At 71.1% G+C, this 22692-nt stretch carries 23 protein-coding genes; 12 read left to right on the top strand and 11 right to left on the bottom strand.

What is annotated here, in order from left to right; genetic code table 11:
• Positions 1-257: 257 nt before the first annotated feature.
• From ACZ6MA_RS04445 to ACZ6MA_RS04470, 6 genes are all read left to right on the top strand, one after another.
• Positions 258-455: a DUF3311 domain-containing protein gene (locus ACZ6MA_RS04445; RefSeq protein WP_390154288.1), complete on the top strand. Its 198-nt coding sequence runs from the start codon at positions 258-260 to the stop codon at positions 453-455.
• Entirely contained in the window at positions 452-1960 is a 1509-nt protein-coding gene (locus tag ACZ6MA_RS04450; RefSeq protein ID WP_469430948.1) for a sodium:solute symporter family protein, read from the top strand. The genes ACZ6MA_RS04445 and ACZ6MA_RS04450 overlap by 4 nt, the downstream gene beginning before the upstream one ends.
• Before the next feature lie 51 nt (positions 1961-2011).
• Positions 2012-2335 carry a DUF6412 domain-containing protein gene (locus ACZ6MA_RS04455; protein WP_469430950.1) on the top strand — a complete coding sequence of 108 codons (324 nt, stop codon included), beginning with the start codon at positions 2012-2014 and terminating at the stop codon, positions 2333-2335.
• Positions 2336-2441: 106 nt separating this feature from the next.
• Positions 2442-3182 (top strand): YidC/Oxa1 family membrane protein insertase, encoded by a 741-nt coding sequence (locus ACZ6MA_RS04460; protein WP_469430951.1) that lies wholly within the window; start codon positions 2442-2444, stop codon positions 3180-3182.
• A gap of 151 nt (positions 3183-3333) precedes the next feature.
• Positions 3334-4191 carry a fumarylacetoacetate hydrolase family protein gene (locus ACZ6MA_RS04465; RefSeq protein ID WP_469430952.1) on the top strand — a complete coding sequence of 286 codons (858 nt, stop codon included), beginning with the start codon at positions 3334-3336 and terminating at the stop codon, positions 4189-4191.
• 186 nt (positions 4192-4377) lie between these two features.
• Positions 4378-4806: a hypothetical protein gene (locus tag ACZ6MA_RS04470; RefSeq protein ID WP_469430953.1), complete on the top strand. Its 429-nt coding sequence runs from the start codon at positions 4378-4380 to the stop codon at positions 4804-4806.
• A 25-nt stretch (positions 4807-4831) separates the two neighbouring features.
• On the opposite strand, the gene ACZ6MA_RS04475 is transcribed toward ACZ6MA_RS04470, so the two are convergent.
• Both ACZ6MA_RS04475 and ACZ6MA_RS04480 read right to left on the bottom strand, forming a co-directional pair.
• Complete coding sequence (locus ACZ6MA_RS04475) at positions 4832-6547, bottom strand: ABC transporter ATP-binding protein (protein ID WP_469430954.1); 1716 nt, start codon at positions 6545-6547, stop codon at positions 4832-4834.
• Complete coding sequence (locus ACZ6MA_RS04480; protein WP_469430955.1) at positions 6544-8382, bottom strand: ABC transporter ATP-binding protein; 1839 nt, start codon at positions 8380-8382, stop codon at positions 6544-6546. Before ACZ6MA_RS04480 ends, ACZ6MA_RS04475 begins: the two co-directional genes overlap by 4 nt.
• A gap of 226 nt (positions 8383-8608) precedes the next feature.
• Here ACZ6MA_RS04480 and ACZ6MA_RS04485 point away from each other — a divergent pair, with 226 nt between their 5' ends.
• Both ACZ6MA_RS04485 and ACZ6MA_RS04490 read left to right on the top strand, forming a co-directional pair.
• Complete coding sequence (locus ACZ6MA_RS04485; RefSeq protein WP_469430957.1) at positions 8609-8824, top strand: hypothetical protein; 216 nt, start codon at positions 8609-8611, stop codon at positions 8822-8824.
• 28 nt (positions 8825-8852) lie between these two features.
• Positions 8853-9626 carry a helix-turn-helix domain-containing protein gene (locus ACZ6MA_RS04490; protein WP_469430958.1) on the top strand — a complete coding sequence of 258 codons (774 nt, stop codon included), beginning with the start codon at positions 8853-8855 and terminating at the stop codon, positions 9624-9626.
• Here ACZ6MA_RS04490 and ACZ6MA_RS04495 read toward each other — a convergent pair.
• The 3 genes from ACZ6MA_RS04495 to ACZ6MA_RS04505 all read right to left on the bottom strand — a co-directional run bounded on the left by ACZ6MA_RS04495 (position 9579) and on the right by ACZ6MA_RS04505 (position 11426).
• Positions 9579-10241 (bottom strand): class I SAM-dependent methyltransferase, encoded by a 663-nt coding sequence (locus ACZ6MA_RS04495; protein WP_469430960.1) that lies wholly within the window; start codon positions 10239-10241, stop codon positions 9579-9581. The two genes, ACZ6MA_RS04490 and ACZ6MA_RS04495, sit on opposite strands and share 48 nt — an antisense overlap.
• Positions 10242-10333: 92 nt before the next feature.
• Positions 10334-10552, bottom strand: coding sequence for a DUF397 domain-containing protein (locus ACZ6MA_RS04500; RefSeq protein WP_469430961.1), 219 nt, complete (start codon positions 10550-10552; stop codon positions 10334-10336).
• Positions 10539-11426 (bottom strand): helix-turn-helix domain-containing protein, encoded by an 888-nt coding sequence (locus ACZ6MA_RS04505; protein WP_469430962.1) that lies wholly within the window; start codon positions 11424-11426, stop codon positions 10539-10541. Before ACZ6MA_RS04505 ends, ACZ6MA_RS04500 begins: the two co-directional genes overlap by 14 nt.
• A 162-nt stretch (positions 11427-11588) precedes the next feature.
• On the opposite strand from ACZ6MA_RS04505, the gene ACZ6MA_RS04510 reads away from it, so the two are divergent.
• The gene (locus tag ACZ6MA_RS04510) at positions 11589-11909 is read left to right on the top strand and encodes a hypothetical protein (RefSeq protein ID WP_469430963.1); all 321 of its coding nucleotides are present in this window, start codon (positions 11589-11591) and stop codon (positions 11907-11909) included.
• Positions 11906-12193: a DUF6255 family natural product biosynthesis protein gene (locus tag ACZ6MA_RS04515; RefSeq protein ID WP_469430964.1), complete on the top strand. Its 288-nt coding sequence runs from the start codon at positions 11906-11908 to the stop codon at positions 12191-12193. The genes ACZ6MA_RS04510 and ACZ6MA_RS04515 overlap by 4 nt, the downstream gene beginning before the upstream one ends.
• 717 nt (positions 12194-12910) lie before the next feature.
• Here ACZ6MA_RS04515 and ACZ6MA_RS04520 read toward each other — a convergent pair.
• On the bottom strand, positions 12911-13318 hold the full coding sequence (locus tag ACZ6MA_RS04520; RefSeq protein ID WP_469431202.1) for a peptidase inhibitor family I36 protein: 408 nt from the start codon (positions 13316-13318) through the stop codon (positions 12911-12913).
• Between the two features lie 347 nt (positions 13319-13665).
• Positions 13666-14949, bottom strand: coding sequence for a DUF445 domain-containing protein (locus ACZ6MA_RS04525; RefSeq protein ID WP_469431204.1), 1284 nt, complete (start codon positions 14947-14949; stop codon positions 13666-13668).
• A gap of 344 nt (positions 14950-15293) precedes the next feature.
• Between ACZ6MA_RS04525 and ACZ6MA_RS04530 the strand changes: the two genes are divergently transcribed.
• Complete coding sequence (locus ACZ6MA_RS04530; protein WP_469430965.1) at positions 15294-16619, top strand: SGNH/GDSL hydrolase family protein; 1326 nt, start codon at positions 15294-15296, stop codon at positions 16617-16619.
• 80 nt (positions 16620-16699) lie between these two features.
• On the opposite strand, the gene ACZ6MA_RS04535 is transcribed toward ACZ6MA_RS04530, so the two are convergent.
• From ACZ6MA_RS04535 to ACZ6MA_RS04550, 4 genes are all read right to left on the bottom strand, one after another.
• Positions 16700-17410, bottom strand: coding sequence for a DUF1707 SHOCT-like domain-containing protein (locus tag ACZ6MA_RS04535; protein WP_469430966.1), 711 nt, complete (start codon positions 17408-17410; stop codon positions 16700-16702).
• A 23-nt stretch (positions 17411-17433) separates the two neighbouring features.
• Complete coding sequence (locus ACZ6MA_RS04540) at positions 17434-18411, bottom strand: ABC transporter ATP-binding protein (protein ID WP_469430967.1); 978 nt, start codon at positions 18409-18411, stop codon at positions 17434-17436.
• Positions 18412-18419: 8 nt separating this feature from the next.
• A complete protein-coding gene (locus ACZ6MA_RS04545) occupies positions 18420-19184 on the bottom strand; it encodes an ABC transporter permease (RefSeq protein WP_469431205.1) in 765 nt (254 codons plus the stop codon).
• Between the two features lie 85 nt (positions 19185-19269).
• Entirely contained in the window at positions 19270-20070 is an 801-nt protein-coding gene (locus ACZ6MA_RS04550; protein ID WP_469430968.1) for an ABC transporter permease, read from the bottom strand.
• A 282-nt stretch (positions 20071-20352) separates the two neighbouring features.
• Between ACZ6MA_RS04550 and ACZ6MA_RS04555 the strand changes: the two genes are divergently transcribed.
• Positions 20353-22659 (top strand): transglycosylase domain-containing protein, encoded by a 2307-nt coding sequence (locus ACZ6MA_RS04555; protein WP_469430969.1) that lies wholly within the window; start codon positions 20353-20355, stop codon positions 22657-22659.
• The last annotated feature ends 33 nt before the right edge of the window (positions 22660-22692 follow it).

Below are 22692 nucleotides of genomic sequence, written 5' to 3' on the forward strand. Positions count from 1 at the left end.
GTTCCGCAGAGCCAGGAAGAAGAAAACCGGAATCAAGTCGTTTACCGACCGGCACTGAATGGCGTCCATCTCTACACGCTGTGCCTGACGCACCTCGAAACGCACGGCGGGCGGATAGCGTTTACACCCGAAGGGGTGAGCGTTTCTACCGCCGACCGGTCCCCTGCCGAAGGGGCTTTTGAGCACGCGCCCGCCGCCTCGGGTGGCACAGCCGACCGGTAACCAAAGGCCGCCGGACACGGCTTATGGTCGACCCCGTGCTGAAACGTCCCGCCTTGCTCTGGCTGCTGGCCCCCTACGCGCTCTTCCTCGGCGCGCTCCCCCTCGTCGACCGCGTCCACCCGACGGTGGCCGGTCTCCCCTTCCTCTTCTTCTGGCTGCTTCTGGCGACCCTCCTGACTCCGGCGGCCGTCTTCCTGGCCTGGCGCGGGGACCGGAAGCGGGGCCGGGTGTGAACGCCACCGTCGCGACGTCGGTCTTCGGCGTCTTCATGGTCCTCACCGTCGCCCTCGGGCTCTTCGCCGTCCGGGGCCGGGGCTCGGGCGGCGGGCTCACCGAGTGGTCGGTGGGCGGTCGCAGCATGGGCACGGTCTTCATCTGGGTGCTGATGGCGGGCGAGGGCTACACGAGCTTCAGCTACCTCGGCGCGGCGGGCTGGGGCTACAACCACGGCGCGCCCGTCCTCTACGTCATCGCGTACATGTCCTGCGGTTACGCGATCGGTTACGTGGTCGGGCCGATGCTCTGGTCCTACGCCCGCGAACACGGCCTGGTCTCCATCACCGACATGGTCGCCCACCGCTACGGCCGGCCGTGGCTCGGCACGGCCGTCGCGATCCTGGCGACGGTGTGCCTGCTGCCGTACATCCAGCTGCAGATCACCGGCATGGGCGTGGTCGTCTCGACGATCTCGTACGGGGCGATCAGTCTGAACTGGGCGTACTTCATCGCCTTCGCCGTCACCACGGGCTTCGTGGTGGTGAGCGGGCTGCGCGGCAGCGCCTGGGTGTCGGTGCTCAAGGACGTGCTGGTCATCGGCACCCTGGGCTTCCTCGCGATCTACGTTCCCCTGCACTACTTCGACGGCTACGGGCCGTTCCTGGACCGCCTCGTGGCGGAGAAGCCGGACTGGCTGACCTTGACCGGGCACGGCGGCAGCGGCCTGGGCGGCAGCTGGTTCGTCACGACGAGCTTCCTCAACTCCCTGACCGTGGTCATCTTCCCGACGACCGTGGCGGGCTACCTCGGCGCGCGCAGCGCCGACGGGCTGCGCCGCAACGCGATGCTGCTGCCGTTCTACAACGTGCTGCTGTTCGTGCCGATGCTGCTGGGCATGGCCGCGATCTTCGTGGTGCCGGGGCTGGCCGGGCCGGGGTCGAACCTGGCGCTGTTCAAGCTGGTGGTGGACTCGCTGCCCGCGTGGGCGGTCGGTGTGATCGGGGTCGCGGCGGCCCTGTCGTCGATCGTGCCGATGGCGGTGTTCATGCTGGTCATCGGGACGATGTGGGGCAAGAGCGTGCTGGGCGTCATGCCCGGCCTGGCGGGCCGCCCGGACCGGCAGAAGACGGGCGCCCAGGTGGTGGTCGTGGCGGCGGGCGCTCTGGCTCTGCTGCTCACCTACACCGCGCCCAATACGTTGGTGCGGCTGTCGCTCATCTCGTACGAGGGCATGGCGCAGCTCGTTCCCATGATTCTGCTGGGTCTGGTGTGGCGGAAGCTGACGCTCTGGGGAGCGGTGAGCGGCCTGGTGGCGGGCGGTGCGCTGGTCTGCGCGCTGGTCTTCACCGGGAACGATCCGCTGTGGGGGGTGAACGCGGGGGCGGTCGCCCTCGGGTTGAACCTGGTGGTCGCGCTGGCGGTCTCCTGGCTGGGCCCGAAGACGGTGGACGAACGGCCGGACTCCGAGGTGCTGGCCACGGATCCGGGTCCGGAGGTGCCGGTTGTCAGTGGCACCGTCTAGCATCGGAACGAACGACTGAACGAACGGCCTGCGGGGAGGGGTGAGCACGTCATGCGTTACGCCATTGCCGAGAACAGGCGGCTCGTCCTGCGGACGTATCTGAGCGCGCTCCTCTTCGTGCTGGCCGAACTGCTGCTCGCGCAGAGCGGCTTGGTGAGCGTCGTGGCCCTGGCCGCGACGACCGCCGTGGCGGCGGCGTTGCTGGCCTGCGCCCTGCTCGCCGCCCGCGTCAAGGGCCCGCTCACGCCGACCCGCATACGCACCGCGATACGGGACCGGGAGCTGCGTACGGCGTTCCTCTCCCAACGCGATCCCGATGCCCAGGGCCGCCCCCGGCCCCGAGCGCCCGGCCGTCCCCTCCCGACGGCCGCGTAGGCGCTCCGCTTCCTTGCCACTGCCGCATTGAGCCGGGCCCGCGCGGCTCGTCACGCCGAAACCCCTTCCGTTTCCGGCACGACGAGACCCCGTGGAGGGCTCACCCATGTCCGTTTTCGCATTCCTCGGCACCCTGCTGTCCCGGCTCGCCGACGTCATCGACCCGCTCTTCGGTGCTTCGGCGACGGCCGCCGCGATCGTCCTGTTCACCCTGGGCGTCCGGCTCGCCCTGCACCCGCTGGCCAGGTCGGCGGCGCGTGGAGAGCGGGCACGGGCCGAACTCGCCCCCGAGCTGGCGAAGCTGCGCCGCAAGCACAAGAACAGCCCGGAGAGGCTGCACAAGGCGGCAACCGAGATGTACGCCGAAGCCGGCTCGTCGCCGTGGGCGGGCTGCCTGCCGTCCCTGGTGCAACTGCCCGTCTTCTACGTGATGTACCACCTCTTCACCACCGGCTCCGGCGGCGACGGCCTGCTCGATCACACCCTGCTGGGTGCCCGGCTCGGCGGCCGGTGGGCGGACGCGCTCGGCCACGGCGGGGCCTTCGGCCCGCAGGGCCTGGTGTACCTGGGCCTGTTCGCCCTCATCGCGGCCGTGGCGACGTGGACGTACACCCGTGGCCGCAAGGCGGCGGCCACGATGCCCGTTCCGGGCTCCGAGCAGGTGCCGGGCATGACGAGCCTGACCAAGCTCCTGCCGCTGCTCACCTTCGGCACGCTGGTCACCGCCGCGATCGTGCCGCTGGCGGCCGGTCTCTACCTGGCGGCCACCACGGCCTGGACGGCGGCCGAGCGGGCGTATCTGACGCCCCTTCGGACCCCGAGGGCGGCGGCCACGGTCCGCGTGTGAGGATCCCCGTGCGGGTCCGGCTGCCGGACACGGACTTGCGGAGGCAGCCGCCGTTCTTGCACGATCGGCCAGTTCGCTCGATGGCCGTCCCCCATCGGCCGGTCCGGACGAGACCGTCCGGGCCGACCCTTCGACCGTGGGAGTCGTACGGATGAAGCTGTTGCGTGTGGGACCGGCGGGTGCGGAACGCCCGGCGCTGCTGGACGAGGAAGGAACACTGCGCGATCTGTCGGCCCTGGTGGCGGACATCGACGCCGGACTGTTCGCGGACGAGTCGGCGCTCAGGCACGTGCGGGCCGCCGTCGGCGCCCGCGTCCTGCCGGCGCTCGACCCGTCCGGCCTGCGGATCGGCCCGCCCGTCGGCCGCATCGGGAAGATCGTCTGCGTGGGGCTCAACTACCACGCCCATGCCGCCGAACTCCGGGTGAAGGTCCCCACCGAGCCGGTCCTCTTCCTCAAGGCCCCGGACACGGTCGTCGGCCCGGACGACACGGTGCTCGTGCCACGGGGCAGCGTGAAGACCGACTGGGAGGTCGAACTCGCCGTCGTCATCGGCCGGACGGCCCGCTACCTGGACACGGACGAGCAGGCGCTCGCCTCGATAGCCGGGTACGCGCTGGCGAACGACGTCTCGGAGCGGGCGTTCCAGATGGAGCGCGGCGGCCAGTGGGACAAGGGCAAGAACTGCGAGACGTTCAATCCGCTGGGCCCGTGGCTGGTGACCGCCGACGAGATCCCCGACCCGCAGGACCTGCGGCTGCGCCTGTGGGTCAACGGCCGGCTGCGGCAGGACGGCAGCACGGCGGACCAGATCTTCCCGGTCGCGCGGATCGTGCGGTACGTCAGCCAGTACATGACCCTCCACCCCGGTGACGTCGTCAACACCGGCACCCCGGCGGGAGTGGCGATGGGCCAACCGGAGCCCAAGCCGTATCTGCGGGCCGGTGACGTGATGGAACTGGAGATCGACGGCCTGGGGCGGCAGCGGCAGGTACTCAAGGACGCGTGAGCGTCCGCCCCCAGGGCGCTTCGGTGCGGACCACCGCTTGCGGCGGCGAGCGGGAGCGTCCGCAAGCGCCGGACGGGCTCGCTGTGCCTTGTCCTCAATCGCCGGAAAGGCTCGATTTGAGCCCGTCCGGGGGAACGGGGCGTGTGCTGCCGGATCCCGCTCGCCCGTCCATGCATATTTTCGTACATGCGCAAGGAACAGGGCGGAAGGTTCCGTACGGCCGGTCTGGCGGTCCTGGCGACCGCGCTCGGCGGCGTGCTGCTCATGTGCGCACTCGCCGCCCTGAGCGCGACCGCCGCGTCGCGCCCCGGCCCGTGCGTGGTCCGGTGCGCGACGTCGCCCCCACCGGCCGCGGAGGCGTCGGGCACCCCGTCGGCACCCCCGGCCGGCCCTTCGCCGAGCGCGAAGCCGTTGCCCCGGCCCATGCCGCCCCTGCCCCGCCCGATGCCGCCGCCGAGCGTGCGCCCGCACGCGGGCCCGGTCGCGGGCGACGGCCACGAACTGGCCCACAGCGGCCCGCCGATGAGCGGGTCGATGGCGTTCGGCGGCGCGCTGGTCCTGCTGGGAGCGGGGCTGGCCCTGGTCGTTCTCTACCGGTCGCGGTACGAGGGGTGATCCGGCCCGGGGGCCGTGTTCCGGCTCATTCGTTCGCCGCCGGTGCCGGGGAGGCGTTCCAGAAGTCGGCGTAGCGGCCACCGCGGCGCAGCAACGCGTCATGGCTGCCCTCCTCGGCGATCCGCCCACCCTCGACGAAGACGATGTGATCGGCGCGTCGGACGGTCTTCAACCGATGCGCCACCATCACCACCGTCCGGCCCGCCATCAGGCGCTCGATTCCGTCGTGGACGGCCGCCTCGTTCACCGGGTCCAGCGCGGAGGTCACCTCGTCCAGCAGCACGACGGGCGCGTTCTTCAGCAGCGCTCGCGCGATCGAGACACGCTGGCGCTCACCACCGGACAGCAGGGCGCCGCCCTCGCCGACGTTCGTCGACCATCCGGCGGGCAGCCGCTCGATCACCTCGTCCAACCGTGCCGCGGTCGCCGCCGACCGCACCTCGGCCTCGTCGGCGTCGGGCCGGCCGAGCCGCACGTTCTCCTCGATCGTGCCGTCGAAGAGATAGACGTCCTGGAAGACGATGGCGATCCGCGCCATCAACTCCTCCGTGCTGATCGCGCGCACGTCCACGCCCCCCACGCGCACCGTGCCCGCGTCCACGTCGTAGAACCGTGCGAGCAACTGCAGCAAGGTGCTCTTGCCGGCACCCGACGGTCCGACGACGGCAAGCCGCTGTCCCGCCGGCACGGTCAACGACACGTCGTCGATCACTGTGCGGTCGCCATGCCGGAAGGTGACGGAGTCGAATCGCAGGTCATGGCCCGCCGGCCGGACCGGGTCGGCGGCTTCCGGCAGCGGCTCGGTGCGCAGTACCGCGTCGAGTCTCGCCAGCTCGGAGCGCGCACCGCGGAGTTTGCCACCGATGTCCGACAGCGACAGCAGCGGATCCGCGCAGCGGGCGGCCAGCACCAGGATCGTCAGAAGCTCCGCCGCACCGATGTTCCCGCCGAGCGCGAGGAAGGCACCCAGGGACAGCAACACGGTGAACATCGCCTGCACCGCGAGCGTCAGGCCCACCGCACCGGGCAGTGCCGACAGCGTGCCACGGCGGGACGCGCGCTCGACGTCCCGCAGCGAGTCGTCGAGCAACCGGAAGCGTTCGGCCGTCCGGCCGCCGGCGCGCAGTACCGGCTGGAGCTGCAGGTACTCGATGACCCGCCCGGTGGCCTCCTGGTCGCGTTCGGCGCGCTCCCCATCGGCGGCGGCCATCGAGCGTCCCGTCCGGATCTGGATCGCCGCCACGACCGGTACGGCGGCCAGCGCGGCCAGCCCCATCTGCCAGTGGAAGGCGAGCATCACGACGACGATCGTCAGGGGAGTCACACAGGCGGAAATGAACGGTGCCAGCAGATGCGCGATCACGCTCATCGCCTGCAGGACACCCCGACTGGCCAGGACGGACACTTCCCCGAGGCGGCCCGCGCCGTACCAGCCGAGGGGCAATCGGGCCAGGTGCTCGCCGAGACGGTGGTACACGCCACGCAACATCTGGGCCCCGACGCGGAAACCGAAGAGATCACTGATGTAGCGCAGGACCGCGTAGACCGCGAACACGCCTCCGAACGCGATCAGCCAGGGCCAGGCATCTTCGGGTGTGCTCCCGAACAGGGCCCGCAGCACGGGAACCAACAGTGCGTAGGACAGGCCCTCGACCACCGCGGTCGCCGTCATCAGGGCCACGGTGCGACGCAACGGCTGGGCGTACTCGCGCCCCAGCACGCGCAGCAGCATGCGGATCATCGGGACTCGTCTCCTCGCGGTACGCCGACGCGGGCTTCGATCTCATCGGCCGTCGCCGATCGGTGCGATTGCCAGAACGCGGCGAACTTCCCGTTTCGCGCCAGCAGTTCGGCGGGGCCGCCCCGCTCGACGATCGACCCGTTCTCCAGCATCACGACGGTGTCGGCGTCGGCGCCCGTCTCCAGGCGATGAGCGATGACCAGCAGGGTCCGGTCGCCCCGCAGCGTCACCAGGGCCCGGTGCACGGCCTGTTCGGTCTGCGGATCCGCGAAGGCGGTCGCTTCGTCGAGCACCAGGACGGGCGCGTCGGCGAGCAGTGCGCGGGCGATCGCGAGCCGCTGCGCCTCGCCGCCCGAGAGGCCGGCGTCCTCACCGATCACCGAATCGTAGCCGCGGGGCAGGGCGAGGATCCGGTCGTGGATGTGCGCCAGCCGGGCGGCGCGCACGATGTCATCGAGACCGGCGTCCGGCACCGCCAGCGCGATGTTGTCCGCGACCGACGCGCGCAGCAGACGAACGTCCTGGAAGACGAACGAGACCATGCGATGAAGCTCCTGGCTGCCGAGTTCGCGCAGATCGACACCGCCCAGGACCACGGAGCCCCGGGTCGGGTCGAAGAACCGCGGCAGCAGCCGGACCAGCGTGGATTTACCGCTGCCCGAGGGCCCGACGATCGCGGTGACCGTCCCCGGTTCGAGCACCAGGTCGATCCCGCGCAGCACCTCGTGATCGTCTTCGTAACCGAAGCGGACGTCACGCAGTTCCACGCGGTGGCCTTGCGGTGCGACCGGGTGCGCGGGTTCGGGCAGCGGCGGCACCCCGAGCACGTCCCGGATCCGGCCGACGGCGAGCCGGGCGGCCCGCAGCTCGTCGAAGCCGTGCCCGAGAGCCGCCACCGGAGCGGTCAGGCCCAGTCCGAGCAGCAGGAAGGGCAGCAGATCGGCCGGGGCCAGGCCACCGTCCGTGATCAGCAACGCGCCGCCGATCAGCACGACCAGCAGTACGAACGGTGGCGACAGCACCAGCTGCATCCCGGCGGCGGGTTTGGAGATGCCGCGCACCCACTGGCGGAAGACGCCGACGAAATCGTCCGCGGCGGTGCGGAACCTGCGGTGGGAGCGCTGGGCCCCACCGAACGCCTTGACGGTCGCGATGCCCTGGACGAACTCGACGACCGCACTGGACACGCGTCCCATGGCCGCGTCGAACTCTCCTTGCTCGCGCTCCCTGGCCGGGGTCATCATCAGCGGGACCATCGCCATGGCCAGCAGCACCGGTATCAGCGAGATCAGCGAGAGCCGCCAGTCGATGGTGAACAAGTAGACCAGCGACACCGCCGGCACCACGAAGGCGGAGACGAGTTCGCCGGGGGTGTGGGCGATGAACGGGTGCACCGCACTCACGTCCTCCCCCACCACCTTCGCCAGCTCGCCGGTCCGGCGCCGGGAGAACCAGCCGATCGGTGCGCGCCCCAGCCGCGCCGCCAGTTGCCGGCGCAGCGCCAGTTGCACCTGGCCGTCGACGATGTGCCCGATCCCGGATGACGCGGCCGTGAACAGCAGTCGGATGAACATGCCGACCGCACCCGCGGCCACGAGGATCCAGACGCGATCGTGATCGACCGAACCGGGCGCCAGCAGAGTGCGCCCCAATTCGACGACCGCCAGCAGCGGCGCCAGACCCGCGAGAGCGCCGATCACCTGAAGGATCACGACGGCCGCGAAACTCCGGACATAGGGGCGCAGCAGCCCCGTCAGGCTCTGTCCCGCGGCGGCACCGGCGTCCTGTGGTGGTGCGGGCCGCTCCCTCGCCTGGGCAAGGTCGGTGGTCGTCATCGCTCTCCCGTCTTCGTCGATCTCGTCGCGACCAGGCCCGTGGAGGAGGTGATGGCGGTATTCCGCGGGCCCCGCGCCGACGGAAGGAACGGGACGAATGCTTCGAGTTCGGGGTCCATGACGGCCATCCTTGTGGTCGGATCCCGTGAGTTCAGCCGACATCCGTCGCGCATCGGACCCTGATCACGCACCGCTCGGCGCGCCCGTGGCCACCTATCCTTGCGCCATGGAGGGACTGGCCGTTCGGCTGTCGGGACCGGATGCGCATGCCGAAGGCGCGATGCGCGTCGTCGCGTTCCACGACACGCTGATGCGTCGGCGGATGGATCTCCCCGCGCTCACCCGGGCCTCGGCGGGCCCGGCCGAGTGCGTGACCGGAATTGAAACGTCCGCGCCACCGTCACCCGCGTCCACCACGGTCCCGGTCACGCTCGATGGCTGAGCCGTGCGGGCCCGGCACCATCAACGAGGTGAGAGCCCAGGCGGAGGCGGAGGACGAGTCGGCGCCGCGAGCCGCCATCGGGGTCGGCTACGCGCTGTACCGGGGGCCGTCGGCAGCCGGCCCCTTCCACCGGCACGCCGCCTTCCAGGTCGCCATCGCGGTCGGCGTCGGGGGCGGGTCCGGGGGCGGCGGCGAGTTGGCCATGGTGGGCTCCGACGACACCCACCATCGCGGCGCCGTACTGATCGTGCCCCCGATGGTGCGACACCGGATGCTCCCGGCAGGGGGCCAGCTCACATTCTTCGTGGACCCCCACTGCGCGTTCGCCGACCGGTTGCGCCGCCGCTGCGGCCCCGGCATCACGGCCGCCCCCGAGCTGCGCGAACTCGGCGAGGGGGACGTCCGCCGGGCGGGCGCACGCCCCTCGGACCAGCTCGACCCCCGGCTGCTGGCCGCGATGGGCACACTGGCGGACCGGGACGTCTCGATGCCGGACCTGGCCGCGGACGTCGGTCTGTCACCCCAGCGGCTGCGCGCCCTGGCCCGGGACCAGCTCGGCCTGCCGCTCGTGCGCTGGCGGCTGTGGCTACGTCTGCGGCGGGCCGCCGAGGCACTGCGCGAGGGCCGGTCACCGGCCGACGCGGCGGTCGTCGGCGGCTTCGCCGACCAGGCGCACTTCACCCGGCGGATGAGGGAGATGACGGGCCTCACCCCGGCCGCCGTCCTGCCCGTGCTGCACCCGGCCGGTCACCCGTCACGCCCGGCGCGCGACGTACACCGAGATGGAACCGCTGAGCGTTGAGACCACCTCGGCCTCGCGCACGCCGCTGAACCCGGCTTCGGAGATCAGCCGGGGCAGGACCCCTTCGGCGTTGGGCCGGGTGTCCTCGACGCCGTCGGCGAGCTGCACGACACGGAATGCCAGGCGCATCGCCCGGGTGCGCTGCAGCCCGTAGTCGGCGATCACCAGTTTCCCGCCGGGCCGCAGCACCGCGTGCATCGAAGCGAGGACGGCCCGCTTCATGTCCAACGGGCACTGGTGCAGCACGAGGCTGGAGACCGCCGTGTCCACCGAGCCGGCCCCGAGGATTCCCGCCACCTCGTCGCCCATGCCGACCCGCCACTCCACGGCGGTACCGGCGGTGCCCGCCGTGCCGGCCTTGCGGCGCGCGATGGCCAGCACGTCGGAGTCGGGGTCGACGCCGATGACCCGTGCCCGGGGTTCCACGCGGTTCAGCAACAGCGCCAGCGAGCCGGTGCCGCAGCCCACGTCGACGATCTCGTCCTCGGGCCGGGGCGCCACGTGCATGGCCAGCAGAGAGCGCCACAGGCGCTCGCGCAGCAGGGCGGCCACGGGGTCGTAGAGACGCGTGGGCGCGAAGCGGCCCGCCGCCGGGGTGAAGGTGCGTTCGGTCATGCCGTCAGTCTCCGGCGGCTGCCGCCGCCCGGTCTTGAACAAACCGCTCACGTCCACGCGCACGCGTGGTGGGTACGAAGCGTTGGCTGCCCCTACGGAACGCGGAGGTCGCCTGCTCCGACGGCTCGGGTGAACGACCGGTACGCGTCGGGTCCGCACCGGAGTATGGGGCCGTCGGGGTTCTTCGAATCGCGTATCCCTATGGGGGCATCTATGCCTCTCTCGGGGAGGGCGATCTCAACGCAGTTGTCGCCACCGGAGCTGTAGGTGCTCCTCTTGAACGGGAGCGCACCTCGGTCAATGGTCATCATCGATACCCTCCTCGATCAGTTTTCTGATGAAGTCGCGAGATCCGTCCATGTCCAAGGCGCGAGCTCGCAGGTGATTGAACGCCAGGTCGTACCGCCCGACATGAGCGTCTTCCTCCAGGTAGATGGAGGTCGTCAGCGGCTCCAACGCAACGACAGGTTCTCCCGCATCGAAGCGGAAAAGCGTGTAGGAGCCGTCGATTCCAGTGTGCGCCCCTACACGGAACGGGAGAACCTGCAATTCAATGTTCGGCTGCTCCGACACCTTGAGCAGGTGTGCGAGCTGCGCTCGAAGAGTGTCCGGCCCGCCTACCTCCCGCCTCAGGCAGGCCTCATCGAGGACGCACCACATCGACAGTGGGGTCCCGGCGGCCTCGCCCTCCTGCGGATGAGCCAGCACCTGTTGGCGCTTCATGCGAAGCTCGGTAAACGTCCTCACTTCGCGCATGGTGTTCCACTTGCTGCTGCCGTCGATGACGGCATGGGCGTAGTCCGCCGTCTGCAACAAGCCCGGAACAACCAGCGCCGCGTAGACATCGGCGTGCGTGGCAATTTCTTCCAGCTCGATGAAGTCGGCGAAAGGGGCACGGATCGCGTCCCCGTACTGTGAAAACAGGTTCCTCTGGCGGCTGGTCGCAGCGAACTTCGCGATCTTCTTGGTCTCCGCGATCTGGGCCGCGTCAGTGATCCCGTAGACCTCGAAGAACCTGTCGAGGTCCGGGCGCTGCTTCCCGTTCTCAATCTTGCTCAGAGTGGGTGCGCCGGACAGACCCAGCAGCTTGGCCGCGTCCGGGAGGTTCAACCCGGACCTGCCCCGCATCGTCTTCAAGATTGCCCCGAGCCGTCGGCGCATCAGCGTAGGTGTCGCATCGGACACTTGATCACCTCCCGTTGCCGCGACTCTATCGACACCAACTCGGCCGTCTGCCACCAGCGTTCACCCACAGGGGTCAACCATGAAGCGCAAGGTTGCGCTTCAACCTTGGTGGAGCCCATCGTGGAGAGCGCAACGAACCGGCATAGGGAAGGTGCGGAGTCGATGACATACAGGGTCGGCGCGTTCGTAGTGGACACCCGCGAGGGACGACTCGTACAAGTACTCGGACATGTCGGCGACCGCGTACAGGTCAGAGCGCCCGGCGGCGGCCTGGAATGGGAAGTCCCGGCGGGAGCCCTACGGTTGGCGACGAGCGAGGAGCGGGCGGCGGCACGTGCGAAAGGTTCGAGCCTGATGAACTGCGCCGAGTGCACGGAACTCGAAGCCGCCCGGCGGCGGGCCGTCGCGGGCGGCGACGACGAGAAGGCCGGTGACGCCCTGGTCGCCGTACGTTCGCACCGACGCAGGGCGCACGCGCTGTGAAGGGCGCGGGTTGCGGCCGGCCCAGAGGCTGCGGACACCGGTCGGGCTGGACGCAGGCCCGTGGCGAGGCGCGCTGTAACGACTGCGGAACCCGGCGGTTCACGGACTACGGGGCCTTGCGCCCGGCGGAGTTGGCACCACCCATCAGGCCGTCCCCACGGGACGCCCGCGCAGCGGACCGGTCGGCGGCACGGCACGTGGCCCACATCGCGCGGCGCGGCATCCGCTGGGGCACCACCTGCGTGGGAACGGCGCGCTGGGCGGCACCCGCCTCGACCGTCTGATCCGTGACGGCACGGGTGCCGCCGTCCCGCCGGAGCGGCAGCCTCCGGGGAAACACCGCCCGTCACGTCCTCGGCCACGCCACTGCCCCAGGGTGGCCGAGGTTCGGTGCGGTCGCGACGTCGTACCCGGTTCGAGTCGCCCGGGGCCAGGGCCAGCGTTTCGCTATCGAAAAGGACTCTTCCGACCCTCGTGTCCACTTCACGCTCTTACCTGCCGGCGTCTGCGGCCGCCCTGATAGCCGGTGCGACGCTCGGAGTTCTCGCCCCGCTCTTTGAACCGGTCGAGGCCCCTGCGGGCCACGTGCTCCACCTGGTCTTGGCGGCAGGTTGGTTCTGGGCGGCGCTGGCCTTTTGCGTGGGTCTCGCATGCGGATCCAGGTTCAGGTCCGTCACCTTGGCCCCGCTGTCGCTCGCTGCAGGCGTGATCGCTTACTACGCGACCAAACTGCGGCAGGGAGGTTACCGGTCGGCGGTGAACCTGGAGGACCCTTCGCAGGGAACTCGGAACTGTTGATTCCGTTGATAGCCGTGGTCGAGACCTCAGTGAGGCTCACTGCCGAAGCCTCGCTTCAGGGGTCGGTTACCGGCACGACGTGGAGTGTCACCCGCGTCGTCGCGGTGGCTGCCGTCGTCGTTCTGGCCGGCCGGGCAGCCGTGGCTCGGCGGTCTCGGTCATCCGCCCGGCAGCGGCGAAAGCAGTGACCCGAAGCGCTCGGTTCAGCCCCCTTCGCCAGGCGGCGTACCGCAGCTCGGGCCGCCCGGTCCGTCGAACTGCACCGAGCTGAAGAAGTCCTGGTAGGTGGGGAAGAAGTTCCCCTTGCCGGTCGGGCCCGAAGACGTCACGGCCGTGCAGCCGGAGTAGTTCGTGTCGGACCAGAGGTAGACGGTCGAAGCCGTCCGGTTCCAGTCCGACTTGGCCCGGTCGTTCATGCCGAGCGCGGCCAGGTCCGGAGTGTTCGACCGCAGCCTGATCATGTCGCCGGTGCCGTCGAGGCCCGAGAACATGCAGTAGTACCCATCGGGACACCGGTCGTACCCGTCGGCCGCGTGAGCCGTGGAAACCGGCACCGTGGCAGCGGTCGCGGCGGCCACCGACACAAGCAGCGCGGACAACTTGTTTCTCATCGACACGCGTTGACTCCTTGGCTGATGTCATGAACTCACTGGAGACAACGGTAGAAGTCGGGCGCACCGCCGTGCCCCCGGCCACATGAGTCCTCCACCGAACGACCATGAGACCCACCTGTGCGGGGCGCGGTAGCGGGGGCGAAGGCCCGGACCGTGCGGGCGGTACCGGCTGGGCTCAGCGACACCCAGCCCGTCCGGCGATTGAGGACGCGCCCGCAGGGCGCTCGCCGCCGCAGGCGGCACCAGCGGCACCGGCAGCACCAACGGCACCGGCCGGCCCGCGCGGCCGCAACGCCGAAAAGTCGAAAGGTCGAAAGGGCGACCCGCGCGGCAAGCGCACCGGCTCACGCCCCCAGCAAGCGCGACACCGTGAAGATGGCCAGGCCCGCCAGTGCCCCCACCACCGTGCCGTTGATCCTGATGAACTGCAGGTCCCGGCCGATGTGGGCCTCGATCTTGCGGGTGGTCTGGTCGGCGTCCCAGCTCGCCACCGTGTCCGTGATCAGCAGCGTGATCTCGTCCCGGTACGTCGTCACGACGTAGACGGCCGCGTCCTCCAGCCAGCCGTCGATCTTCGCGCGGAGCCGGTCGTCGCTCGTCATGCGCGCGCCCAGGGAGAGGATCGAGGCGCGGACCCGCATCCGCAGTTCGCTGCGCTCGTCCTCGGCCGCCGCGACCGTCATCGCCCGTACCGAGCCCCACGCGGAGGCGATCAGGTCCTGTACCTCCGCCCGGCCGAGCACCTCGGACTTCAGCCGTTCGACCCGCTCGCGGGTGTCGGGGTCGGACCGCAGTTCCCGGGCGAAGTCCGCGAGGAAGCGGTCGACGGCGCCGCGCGCCGGGTGGTCCGGCATGTCGCGGGTCTCGGTCACGAAGCGCAGCAGTTCCTTGTAGACCCGCTCGCCGACCTTGCGGTCCACGAAGCGCGGCGTCCAGCCGGGGGCGCCGCCGGTGACGGCGTCCATCACCGAGTCGCTGTGCTCGACGAGCCAGTCGTGCGCGCGGACGCACACCAGGTCCACGACCCGGTGGTGGCCGCCGTCCTCGACGATCTTCTCCAGCATCGCGCCGAGGCCCGGGGCGATCTCCTGGGCGTCGGCCCGCCGGTTGATGGCCTCGCCGACGACGGCCTGGACGTCGGCGTCGCGCAGGACGGTCAGCGCGCCGCGCAGCGCCGTGGCCAGCTCGGCGCTGACCCGGTCGGCGTGTTCCGGATCGGCGAGCCAGGTGCCCAGCCGGGAGCCGATGCCGACCGCGCGCAGCCGGCCGCGCACGATGTCGCCGGAGAGGAAGTTCTCCCCGACGAACTCGCCCAGCGACACGCCCAGCTGGTCCTTCTTCGTCGGGATGATGGCGGTGTGCGGGATGGGCAGGCCCATCGGGCGCCGGAAGAGCGCGGTGACGGCGAACCAGTCGGCGAGCGCGCCGACCATGCCCGCCTCGGCGGCGGCCGCCACATAGGCCGCCCAGCCGCCCGCGCCGGAGGAGTGCGCCCACTTCGCGAGGGCGTAGACCAGGGCGACGAGGGCCAGCAGCCCGGTCGCCGTGGCCTTCATCCGGCGCACGCCGCGCCGTTTCTCCTCGTCCGCCGCGCTGTAGGTGAACCCGCCGGGGCGCGCGGGCGTCACCCTTTCGGCGGCGGCCGACTCCCCCGCCGCCGACTCCTCCGCATTGGACTGAATCACGCGTACCACCCGTTCCGGCCGTCGTCATGTGCATTGTCCCTACCCGGGGTACTCGGGGAACGGACCCGGAGTTCCCGGCGTCTGACACGTCGCATGTGACGTGTCCCGGTTCCCGCGCCCTTGCGCCGCTCAGCACACCCGCACCGCACCGTGGGATCATGGTGGGGCGATCGGACCGCGAGGGCGCTGTCACTGATCAGTGCCCGTCCCGTCCCGTGGTTCCGACCCCCCCCGGAGCCCTCCGGAGCCCGCCGCTCCGCGATACCCCTGCCAGGAGAAATCCGCCCATGAACAGGCCTCCCCTGCCCCGCGGTACGGCCTACGCCGTGCTCGCCGCGCTGGCGGCCCTCGTGATCCTCGTCTCGACCGCGATATTCCTCGGGGTCGGCGGGCCCGAGGGCCGCTCCGTGGCCAAGGTGCCCGAGCCCGGCCGGGCCGACGCGCCGGCCGCCTCCGGAGCGTGGACCGGCTCCTGGTCCACCTCGCCGTCGTCCGCCGAGCCGAACACGCCGAACGGTTACGCCGGACAGTCGATCCGCAACGTCGTGCACACCACCATCGGCGGCACCGGCGCGCGCGTCCAGCTCTCCAACCTCTACGGCACCCGGCCGCTGGCCCTCACCCATGTCTCCCTCGCGCTCGCCGCCGGGCCCGGAACCGCCGGCGCGGCGCCCGGCAGCATGCGCCGGCTGACGTTCGGCGCACGGCCCACGGTGACGATCCCCGCCGGGCACGCCGTCATCAGCGACCCCGTCCGGCTCGCCGTCCCGCAGGCCACCGATCTGCTCGTCACCACGTACTCACCGACCCCCTCGGGCCCGGTCACCCACCACCCGCACGCCCGCCAGACCTCCTACCTGGCGCACGGGGACCGGGTAGAGACTTCCGACGGTTCGCTCTACCCGACGAGGACCAAGTACTGGCGCTACGTCACCGCCGTGGACGTCTGGAGCGAGACCGCGAAGGGGGCCGTCGCCGTGATCGGCGACTCGATCACCGACGGCGTCACCTCCACCCCGAACGCCAACCGCCGCTGGACGGACTTCCTCGCGGCCCGGCTGCGCACCGAGCCGGGCGCACCCGCCTACGGCGTGCTCAACCAGGGCATCAGCGGCAACCGCGTGCTGCTCGGCAGTTCGGCCACCGTGCCCGCGAACAACCCCAGCGCCCTCGACCGCTTCGACCGCGACGTCCTGAGCCGCACGGGCGTACGAGTGGTGGTCATGGAGCTGGGGATCAACGACATCCTCCGGCTCCCGCAGCAGACCGACCCCGGCCGGATCACGACGGGCCTGCGCGCACTGGTCGAGCGGGCACACGCGCGCGGGCTGCGCGTCGTCGGGGCGACGCTGACGCCCTTCGGCGGCCACCGGGGCGGCAAGCCCGTCCAGGAGGCCGTGCGCCAGGCCGTCAACGAGCGGATCCGGTCCGGGCACGTCTTCGACGACGTCGTGGACCTCGACGCGGCCCTGCGCGACCCGGCGGCCCCGGAGCGGCTGCTGCCGCTGTACGACTCGGGCGACCACCTCCACCCCAGCGACGCCGGCTACCGGGCCATGGCGCAGGCCGTCGACCTCGAAACCCTCAAGGGCCAGGCCTCCGCCACCCTGTGAGCACCCAACGCGCGTACGGCCCGGTGCACACCGCCACCAGGCCGTACGGGGTCACCAGGCCGTAGGGGTACCGGGCCCGCTCACTCCAGCCGCTTGCGCGGCTCGCCGCCGCCCGGCCGGTCCCGCGGCTCGCCCTCCAGGCGCTCTTGCCGCAGCTCCTCGCGCAGCCGCTCGCGCTCGGCCCGCGCCGGCTTGCGTTCGACGCCGACACCGCCCCAGACGGCCAAGCCGGTGACCTTCACCCGCGGGGAGCCGGGAGCGGCCACATCGCCGCCCCGGTCGCCGAAACCGCCCATGATGCCGACGCCGGAGACCTCGATGTCGAGGTCCGGCGGCGCGGTGACCTGCATTCCGCCCATGATCGCGAAGCAGCGGATGACCACCTCGCGGTCCTCGAACCGCGCGTCCCGCAGATCGATCTCGCCACCGCCCCACAGACAGAACGCCGTGAACACGCGCGGCACGGTCCAGCGGCCCTTGCGCGCGAAGCCGCCCATGATGCCGACGGCCCCCTTGGAGGTCGGCGCACCGCCGATCCGCTCCGCCCAGCTCGCGTCCGCCACCGGCGCCGACGGCACACCGGGGACGAGTACGGACGCCGCCCCGGGCGCCGGGAGATCCCGTACCAGCGGGGCCAATTCGCCGTGCGTACGGGCCTTGTACGCCGCGTCCAGCCGCTGTTCGAACTCCGCCATGTCCAGCCGCCCCTCGGCGACGGCCTCCCGCAGGGCCTCCGCGACCCGCTCGCGCTCGGCGTCGGACGCCCGCATGTCCGGAAGCTCGCTCATCATGACGAACAGCCTAGCGAGCCCGGCTACGACGCCGGGCGCTCCGCGTACATCTTCGCGATGACGGCCTCGATGTCCGGCTCCCGCACCGACAGATCGACCAACGGGTACCGCTCGGCCACCGCGGCCACGATCGGCGCCGCACTGCGGTCCGCCGCGAATGCCAGCCACTGGCGCGGCCCTTCGACCCTGACCGTGCGCGCCCCGGGCACCCCCTCGATCGGCGGCAGCTCCCGTTCCAGGTCCACCACGAGCGTCCGCTCGCTCTCCCCGGCCGCGTGCAGCCCCTCCAGGGCGCCGTCGTAGACCAGCCGCCCGTGATCGATCACCATCACCCGCTCGCACAACTGCTCGATGTCGGTCAGGTCGTGCGTGGTGAGCAGCACGGTCGTGCCCCGCTCGGTGTTCACCTGCCGCAGGAACTCCCGGACCTTCGCCTTGCTGATCACGTCAAGACCGATGGTCGGCTCGTCGAGGTAGAGCACCTCGGGGTCGTGCAGCAGGGCGGCGGCGATGTCGCCCCGCATCCGCTGGCCCAGGGAGAGCTGCCGCACGGGCACGTCCAGGAGCGCGCCCAGGTCGAGGAGGTCCACGCAGCGCTCCAGGTTGGCGCGGTAACGGGCCTCGGGCACGCGGTACATGCGGCGCACCAGCGCGTAGGAGTCACGCAGCGGCAGATCCCACCAGAGTGTGGTGCGCTGCCCGAAGACCACCCCGATCCGGCGGGCGAGCCGGGTGCGCTCACGGGCGGGGTCGACGCCCGCCACCCGCAGCCGGCCCGCGCTGGGCACGAGGATGCCCGTCAGCATCTTGATCGTGGTGGACTTCCCGGCGCCGTTGGGGCCGATGTAGCCGACCATCTGCCCGCGCGGCACGGTGAAGCCGATACCGTCCACCGCCCGCACCTGCTGCCGCTCGCGCCGCAGGAAGCCCGTCCTGCGCCGGACGTCGAAGACCTTCTCGACACCCTCCAGCTCGATGAATGCGTCATCGCGGTCACCCATGGTCGCGCTCAACTCCCCGTACTCCGATAGTTCCTGAGGCCCGCCCGCCACGCCATCCCCGAGAGCGCGATCAGCGCCACCGCGACCAACGGGCCGCAGAAGTCCGCCCACCCCGGCAGCCCCAACGGGTCCTCGCGATCCAACAGCCGCAGCACCGGAAGCCAGTTGACGAAGGCGAGCGGGACGACGAACGTCACCCCGCGCACCAGCTCCCGCGAGAACACCGTCGGCGGGTACTGCAGAAGGGTCGAACCGCCGTAGGTGAAGGAGTTCTGGGCCTCCGACGCGTCGCTCGCCCAGAACTGGAAGGCGGCCCCCGCGACGAAGACGGCCGCGAAGATCCCCGCCCCGCTGATCACCATCACCGGTACGAGCACCACGTCCACCGGCGTCCACGCGATGTCCGCCCGGGCGAGCCCCCACCCCAGCACCACCAGGCCCTGGGTGATCCGCCCGAGCCGGCGCAGCGCGAAACGGTCGGCGGCGATCTGCACCAGCACCGGCACCGGGCGCACCAGCAGCATGTCGAGCGTCCCGTCGCGCACCCGCCGTCCGACGCGCTCGGCGTTGCCGAGCAGGAGGTCGGCGAGGCCGAACGAGGCACTGGTGGCCCCGTAGAACAGCGCGATCTCCGGCAGCGAGAACCCGCCGAGGGCGTCGATGTGCGAGAACATCAGCAGGATCGCGACGAAATCGAGCCCGCTGCCGACGAAGTTGCCCACCGTCATCAGCACGAAGGACGCACGGTAGGCCATCGTCGAGCGCACCCACATCGCGACGATCAGCCCGTAGGCCCGTAAGCCGTGCGCGAGCCCGGCCAGCGGGCCGTCGGCCTCCCGGAGCGGGGCTTCGGCGGTCTCAGCCACCCTGCACCACCACCTTGGTCGTGGCCACCGACTGCAGACCACGGCCGGCGGCGAGCAGCGCCGCCGCCCAGCCCGCCTGGAACGCCAGCGCCCCGGCCAGGCCGGGGCCGCTGTGCCGCCCGAGCAGGACGTCGACCGGCACCTGAAGCATCGCCGCCCAGGGCAGCAGCCGCACGATCTCGCCGAAGGAACCGGGGAAGACCATCAGCGGCAGCAGCAGGCCGGTGAAGAAGGCGCTCAGCAGGACGGCGATCATGCTGACCCCGGCGCCGTCGAGCAGCCAGAAGGCACACAATCCCACCAGGTAGCGCAGCGCGAAGCTGACGAGGAGGGCGAGGAGCACCGAGAGCGCGAAGGCCAGCCACGGGCCGGGACCGGGGGGCAGCGCCAGGTCGAAGGCCAGGGCCCCGACGGCGAGCGGCCCGATACCGCGCCCGAGCAGGTGGAAGGCCGCCCGGCCCAGATCACCGGCGAGGCACCACATCTGGAGATCGGCGGGACGGTAGAGGTCGACGGCGATGTCGCCGGAGCGGATGCGCTCCTGCAGCTCCTCGTGGAAACCGCCGCCCATCAGGGCCACCCCGGCCAGCAGCGCCTGCGTGACCCAGACGAAGGTCAGGGCCTGGGCCAGGTCGTAGCCGCCCAGGTGCGGGCGTTCGTCCCACAGCGCGATGAACGTATAGGCGACGATGAAGCCGAAGACCGTATTGGTGAAGACCCCGGCCGCGGTAGCGGCCCGGTACGTGGCGTACCGGCGGAAGCCGCTGACCGCCACGGCCACGTACAGGCGCATCCCCGTGTCACCTCTCGTCGTTGAACCTCGTTAGTCCGTTGACCCCAAAGCGCAGGAGCTTAGCCGTACGGCTCCGGCCCGGACCACGGGTTTTTTCACTCCCCGGAGTGATCGGCCTGACCCAAACGGCTCTTTACAGCTGCCGCGGGTGCGCCACGCCGCTTCGGCACGGACCGCATGGTGCGAGAGTGCTTTCCGGGGCAGACGACTACATCGGTACGGCCCGACAACACCGTTCGCCGCGGCTGAACCCCCGACGACGGCCGAGGAGTCCCTACAGACATGAGCGACGAGCAGTCACAGCAGCGGCCGCCGGGCGGCGGTGCCGCGCCGGCGGACCGGGCGGCCTGGGGCCGGGCCACCCGGCCGGGGCAGCCGGGCCGGCCGCGCGGCGCCGGACCCCGCCGCCCCAAGCGCACCGGCTGGCGCCGGGCGGTGCCCACCTGGCGCATGCTGCTCGGTGGCGTTCTGCTGATCATCCTGCTGATCGCGGGCGGGGTGATCGCGGGGTATCTGCTGGTCGACATCCCCCCGGCCAACAAGGCCGCCGTCGCCGAGAGCAACGTCTTCCTCTATGCCGACGGCACCCAGCTCGCCCGCGACGGCGAGGTCAACCGGGAGAGCGTCGCACTGACCAAGGTGTCGAAGAACGTGCAGCACGCCGTGCTCGCCGCCGAGGACCGCGACTTCTACTCCGAATCCGCCGTCAACCCCGAGGCGATGGTCCGCGCCGCCTGGAACACCGTCACCGGCAAGGGCAAGCAGTCCGGCTCCACCATCACCCAGCAGTACGTCAAGAACTATTACCTCGGCCAGGAACAGACCATCACCCGCAAGGTCAAGGAATTCTTCATCGCGATCAAACTCGACCGCGAAGTGACGAAGGACGACATCCTTGAGGGCTATCTGAACACCAGCTACTTCGGCCGGAACGCCTACGGCATCCAGGCCGCCTCCCAGGCCTACTACGGCAAGGACTCCGACAAGCTCGACACCGCCGAGGGCGCCTACCTCGCCACGCTCCTCAACGCCCCCAGCTCCTTCGACGTCGGCGCCCACCCGGAGAACAAGCAACGCGCCGTGGGCCGCTGGAACTACGTCCTCGACGGCATGGTCAAGAAGAAGTGGCTGACCCCCGCCGAGCGCGCCGCGATGAAGTTCCCGCCACCCGGCAAGTCCAGGGCCCGCAACGGCATGTCGGGCCAGCGCGGCTATCTCGTCGAAGCCGTCAAGGACTACCTCACCGGCAACAAGATCGTCGACGAGCAGACCCTCGCCGCCGGCGGCTACCGCATCACCACCACCATCAACCGCAAGAAACAGGACGCCTTCGTCACGGCCGTACAGCGGCAGCTGATGGACGAACTCAGCCCCGACCGCAAGGTCGACAGCTACGTACGCGCCGGCGGTGCCTCCATCGACCCCCGCTCGGGCAAGGTCGTCGCCCTCTACGGCGGCGTCGACTACACCAAGCAGTACGTCAACAACGCCACCCGCCGCGACTACCAAGTCGGCTCCACCTTCAAGCCGTTCGTCTTCACCTCCGCGGTGCAGAACGACTCCACCACCCAAAGCGGCCGCCCGATCACCCCGAACACGGTCTACGACGGCACCGACGGCCGCCAGGTCCGGGGACCGAACGGACCCGTCGGCTACCACCCGGCGAACGAGGACGGCCGGTCCTACGGCCGCGTCACCGTCACCAAGGCCACCGACCTGTCCGTCAACGCCGTCTACGCGCAGATGGCCCAGGACGTCGGCCCCGACAAGGTCAAGGACACCGCCGTCGCCCTCGGCATCCCCGCGAAGACCCCCGACCTGACCGCCACCCCCTCCATCGCCCTCGGCGTCGCCACCGCGAGCGTCCTGGACATGACCCAGGCCTACGCGACCCTCGCCAACCACGGCAGGCACGGCCCGTACTCACTGGTCCAAAAGCTCGCCAAGGGCGGCGAGAACGTCCGGCTGCCCGCCAACGACACCAAGCGGGCCGTCCCCCGCGAAGCCGCCGACACCACCACCTCCGTCCTCCAGAGCGTGGTCGACAACGGCACCGGCGCCGCGGCCCAGATGGCCGGGCGGCCCGCGGCGGGCAAGACCGGCACGGCCGAGGAGGACAAGGCCGCCTGGTTCGCGGGCTACACCCCCGACCTCGCCACCGTCGTCGCCGTCATGGGCCAGGACCCCGACAGCGCCGAACAGAAACCCCTCTACGGGGCGACCGGCCTCTCCCGCATCAACGGCGGCGGCTACCCCGCCGAGATCTGGGCCGCGTACACCGCCGACGCGCTGGAGGGCACCCCCGTCAAGGAGTTCGACCTGGAGACGGCCGGCGGCGGCACCCCGCTGATGGAAACACCCGAGTCCTCACCGCCACCCGCCACCTCCAGCGCCCCGCCGACCTCGTCCGCCCCGCCGACGACCGGCCGCCCGAGCCCGCCGGGGCCACCGACGGACTTCCCGTCCCCGATCACGCCCCCGGGCCCGCCGACGGACTTCCCGTCTGTACCGATCATCCCGTTCGGGCCGAACGGGCGGCAGGACGACCGCGGCGGAGAGGACCGGGAATCACTGCTGGGGGACCTGTAGGACCGCGCGGCGGTGCCTGGCTCCCCGGCTACC

This window comes from Streptomyces sp. NPDC042259, from assembly GCF_055582085.1.

Excerpts from the sequence above, each read along its gene's own strand:
- ACZ6MA_RS04455 (WP_469430950.1), top strand. The coding sequence starts at position 2,012 with ATGCGTTACGCCATTGCCGAGAACAGGCGGCTCGTCCTGCGGACGTAT.
- ACZ6MA_RS04460 (WP_469430951.1), top strand. The coding sequence starts at position 2,442 with ATGTCCGTTTTCGCATTCCTCGGCACCCTGCTGTCCCGGCTCGCCGAC.
- ACZ6MA_RS04465 (WP_469430952.1), top strand. The coding sequence starts at position 3,334 with ATGAAGCTGTTGCGTGTGGGACCGGCGGGTGCGGAACGCCCGGCGCTG.
- ACZ6MA_RS04470 (WP_469430953.1), top strand. The coding sequence starts at position 4,378 with ATGCGCAAGGAACAGGGCGGAAGGTTCCGTACGGCCGGTCTGGCGGTC.
- ACZ6MA_RS04475 (WP_469430954.1), bottom strand. The coding sequence starts at position 6,547 with ATGATCCGCATGCTGCTGCGCGTGCTGGGGCGCGAGTACGCCCAGCCG.
- ACZ6MA_RS04480 (WP_469430955.1), bottom strand. The coding sequence starts at position 8,382 with ATGACGACCACCGACCTTGCCCAGGCGAGGGAGCGGCCCGCACCACCA.
- ACZ6MA_RS04485 (WP_469430957.1), top strand. The coding sequence starts at position 8,609 with ATGGAGGGACTGGCCGTTCGGCTGTCGGGACCGGATGCGCATGCCGAA.
- ACZ6MA_RS04495 (WP_469430960.1), bottom strand. The coding sequence starts at position 10,241 with ATGACCGAACGCACCTTCACCCCGGCGGCGGGCCGCTTCGCGCCCACG.
- ACZ6MA_RS04500 (WP_469430961.1), bottom strand. The coding sequence starts at position 10,552 with ATGATGACCATTGACCGAGGTGCGCTCCCGTTCAAGAGGAGCACCTAC.
- ACZ6MA_RS04510 (WP_469430963.1), top strand. The coding sequence starts at position 11,589 with ATGACATACAGGGTCGGCGCGTTCGTAGTGGACACCCGCGAGGGACGA.
- ACZ6MA_RS04520 (WP_469431202.1), bottom strand. The coding sequence starts at position 13,318 with ATGAGAAACAAGTTGTCCGCGCTGCTTGTGTCGGTGGCCGCCGCGACC.
- ACZ6MA_RS04530 (WP_469430965.1), top strand. The coding sequence starts at position 15,294 with ATGAACAGGCCTCCCCTGCCCCGCGGTACGGCCTACGCCGTGCTCGCC.
- ACZ6MA_RS04535 (WP_469430966.1), bottom strand. The coding sequence starts at position 17,410 with ATGATGAGCGAGCTTCCGGACATGCGGGCGTCCGACGCCGAGCGCGAG.
- ACZ6MA_RS04540 (WP_469430967.1), bottom strand. The coding sequence starts at position 18,411 with ATGGGTGACCGCGATGACGCATTCATCGAGCTGGAGGGTGTCGAGAAG.
- ACZ6MA_RS04545 (WP_469431205.1), bottom strand. The coding sequence starts at position 19,184 with ATGTGGGTGCGCTCGACGATGGCCTACCGTGCGTCCTTCGTGCTGATG.
- ACZ6MA_RS04550 (WP_469430968.1), bottom strand. The coding sequence starts at position 20,070 with ATGCGCCTGTACGTGGCCGTGGCGGTCAGCGGCTTCCGCCGGTACGCC.
- ACZ6MA_RS04555 (WP_469430969.1), top strand. The coding sequence starts at position 20,353 with ATGAGCGACGAGCAGTCACAGCAGCGGCCGCCGGGCGGCGGTGCCGCG.